The organism is Cryobacterium sp. TMT2-42-4 (genome assembly GCF_004402645.1).
GTDB classification, from domain to species: domain Bacteria; phylum Actinomycetota; class Actinomycetes; order Actinomycetales; family Microbacteriaceae; genus Cryobacterium; species Cryobacterium sandaracinum.
Map to the genome: position 1 here is coordinate 1 of NZ_SOFT01000028.1, position 3,453 is coordinate 3,453.

The following is a 3,453-nucleotide window of genomic DNA, read 5'->3' on the forward strand; positions in this document are numbered from 1 at the left end:
TGAGGGTGGCCATTGTGTGTGTTGCTACGTTGAGTCCGGCGGTGTCCTACTCTCCCACAGGGTCCCCCCTGCAGTACCATCGGCGCAGAGAGTCTTAGCTTCCGGGTTCGGAATGTGACCGGGCGTTTCCCTCTCGCTATAGCCGCCGAAACATCTTTCGATGAATCGATTCTATATTTTTAGTTATAGAGCCCTCACACGGTGTGTTGCCGGTGTGGGCGTTGTTCTCGACCGTACATCGAGAACCACATAGTGGACGCTTGCAGCTTATTCAAACTGGTGTGTTATCAAATTATTGGCTTATTAGTACCGGTCAGCTCCGAGGGTCTTTAGTCCCCTCTTCCACATCCGGCCTATCAACGCAGTAGTCTAGCTGCGAGCCTCTCCCCCGAAGGGATGGAAATCTCATCTCGAAGCCGGCTTCCCGCTTAGATGCTTTCAGCGGTTATCCGTTCCGAACGTAGCTAATCAGCGGTGCTCCTGGCGGAACAACTGACACACCAGAGGTTCGTCCATCCCGGTCCTCTCGTACTAGGGATAGATCTTCTCAAATTTCCTGCGCGCGCAGCGGATAGGGACCGAACTGTCTCACGACGTTCTAAACCCAGCTCGCGTACCGCTTTAATGGGCGAACAGCCCAACCCTTGGGACCTACTCCAGCCCCAGGATGCGACGAGCCGACATCGAGGTGCCAAACCATGCCGTCGATATGGACTCTTGGGCAAGATCAGCCTGTTATCCCCGAGGTACCTTTTATCCGTTGAGCGACAGCGCTTCCACAAGCCACTGCCGGATCACTAGTCCCGACTTTCGTCCCTGCTCGACTTGTCAGTCTCACAGTCAAGCTCCCTTGTGCACTTACACTCGACACCTGATTGCCAACCAGGTTGAGGGAACCTTTGGGCGCCTCCGTTACTTTTTAGGAGGCAACCGCCCCAGTTAAACTACCCACCAGGCACTGTCCCTGAACCGGATCACGGTTCGAAGTTAGATATCCAATATGACCAGAGTGGTATTTCAACGTTGACTCCACCTGAACTAGCGTCCAAGCTTCACAGTCTCCCACCTATCCTACACAAGCCACACCGAACACCAATACCAAGCTGTAGTAAAGGTCACGGGGTCTTTCCGTCCTGCTGCGCGTAACGAGCATCTTTACTCGTAATGCAATTTCGCCGAGTTCGCGGTTGAGACAGCTGGGAAGTCGTTACGCCATTCGTGCAGGTCGGAACTTACCCGACAAGGAATTTCGCTACCTTAGGATGGTTATAGTTACCACCGCCGTTTACTGGGGCTTAAATTCTCAGCTTCGCCTTGCGGCTAACCGTTCCTCTTAACCTTCCAGCACCGGGCAGGCGTCAGTCCGTATACATCGTCTTGCGACTTGGCACGGACCTGTGTTTTTAGTAAACAGTCGCTTCCCACTGGTCTCTGCGGCCTTCGAACGCTCCAGGAGTAAATCCCTTCACGCCTCAGGCCCCCCTTCTCCCGAAGTTACGGGGGCATTTTGCCGAGTTCCTTAACCACGATTCTCTCGATCTCCTTAGTATTCTCTACCTGATCACCTGAGTCGGTTTGGGGTACGGGTGACTAAAACCTCGCGTCGATGCTTTTCTTGGCAGCATAGGATCACTGATTTCGTCCGTGAGGACTACCCATCGGGTCTCAGCCTTATATGAGAGACGGATTTGCCTATCTCTCGGCCTACATCCTTAGACCGGGACAACCATCGCCCGGCTCAGCTACCTTCCTGCGTCACACCTGTTAATACGCTAACCGCACCAACATAGGGTCGCACGCTAGGCCCCACGCTTCACCCCGAAGGGATCCATCTAGGGGATTCAGATGCTTAGCATTACTGGATTAGTTTGGGCGGTTTTTCGCCAGTACGGGAATATAAACCCGTTGTCCATCGACTACGCCTGTCGGCCTCGCCTTAGGTCCCGACTTACCCAGGGCGGATTAGCCTGGCCCTGGAAACCTTGATCTTTCGGAGGACGGGTTTCTCACCCGTCTTTCGCTACTCATGCCTGCATTCTCACTCGTGTAGCCTCCACGGCTGGTTTACACCGCCGCTTCGCTGGCCACACGACGCTCTCCTACCCATCAACACGGCTGAACCAACACCACAAGGGTGCGGCTTACCAAAAATATCAATGCCACAACTTCGGTGGCGTGCTTGAGCCCCGTTACATTGTCGGCGCGGAATCACTTGACCAGTGAGCTATTACGCACTCTTTCAAGGGTGGCTGCTTCTAAGCCAACCTCCTGGTTGTCTGTGCAACTCCACATCCTTTCCCACTTAGCACGCGCTTTGGGACCTTAGTTGGTGGTCTGGGTTGTTTCCCTCTCGACGATGAAGCTTATCCCCCACCGTCTCACTGCTGCGCTCTCACTTACCGGCATTCGGAGTTTGGCTGACGTCAGTAAGCTTTTAGGCCCCATCGGCCATCCAGTAGCTCTACCTCCGGCAAGAAACACGCAACGCTGCACCTAAATGCATTTCGGAGAGAACCAGCTATCACGAAGTTTGATTGGCCTTTCACCCCTATCCACAGCTCATCCCCTCCATTTTCAACTGAAGTGGGTTCGGTCCTCCACGACGTCTTACCGTCGCTTCAACCTGGCCATGGATAGATCACTTCGCTTCGGGTCTAGGACATGCGACTGAATCGCCCTATTCAGACTCGCTTTCGCTACGCATTCCCCTCTCGGGTTAAGCTCGCCACATATCACTAACTCGCAGGCTCATTCTTCAAAAGGCACGCTGTCACCAGAACAAAGCTGGCTCCAACGGTTTGTAAGCAAACGGTTTCAGGTACTATTTCACTCCCCTCCCGGGGTACTTTTCACCTTTCCCTCACGGTACTTGTTCACTATCGGTCATGTAGGAGTATTTAGGCTTATCAGGTGGTCCTGACGGATTCACACGGGATTTCTCGGGCCCCGTGCTACTTGGGATACTCTTCGGGCGATAACTGCATTTCGACTACGGGGTTCGCACCCTCTATGACCAGGCTTTCAATCCTGTTCGTCTATACAACGCTCTAACCCTCACTGTTCGGCAGAAGCAGCAGAAAAGTCCCGCAACCCCGACCATGCAACGCCTGCCGGCTATCACACATGATCGGTTTAGCCTCATCCGGTTTCGCTCGCCACTACTAACGGAATCACTATTGTTTTCTCTTCCTGTGGGTACTGAGATGTTTCACTTCCCCACGTTCCCTCTACCCGCCCTATATATTCAGGCGGGAGTCACCAGGTCACCCAAAGGGCCTGGCGGGGTTTCCCCATTCGGAAATCCTCGGATCACAGTTCGTTTATCAACTCCCCGAGGCTTATCGCAGATTACTACGTCCTTCTTCGGCTCTACATGCCAAGGCATTCACCGTTTGCTCTTAGAAATTTGAAATCACATGAGTTTGAATCGATTGGTGTCACGAATAAATTCGC

The 3,453-nt window shown here is 53.3% G+C and carries 2 rRNA genes; both read right to left on the bottom strand.

The annotated features are described in order from the left end of the window. Positions 1-33: 33 nt before the first annotated feature. Positions 34-150: ribosomal RNA gene (gene rrf, locus E3O18_RS10230) — 5S ribosomal RNA — on the bottom strand. Positions 151-283: 133 nt separating this feature from the next. Beyond that, positions 284-3,412, bottom strand: a 23S ribosomal RNA gene (locus E3O18_RS10235). Between the last annotated feature and the right edge of the window lie 41 nt (positions 3,413-3,453).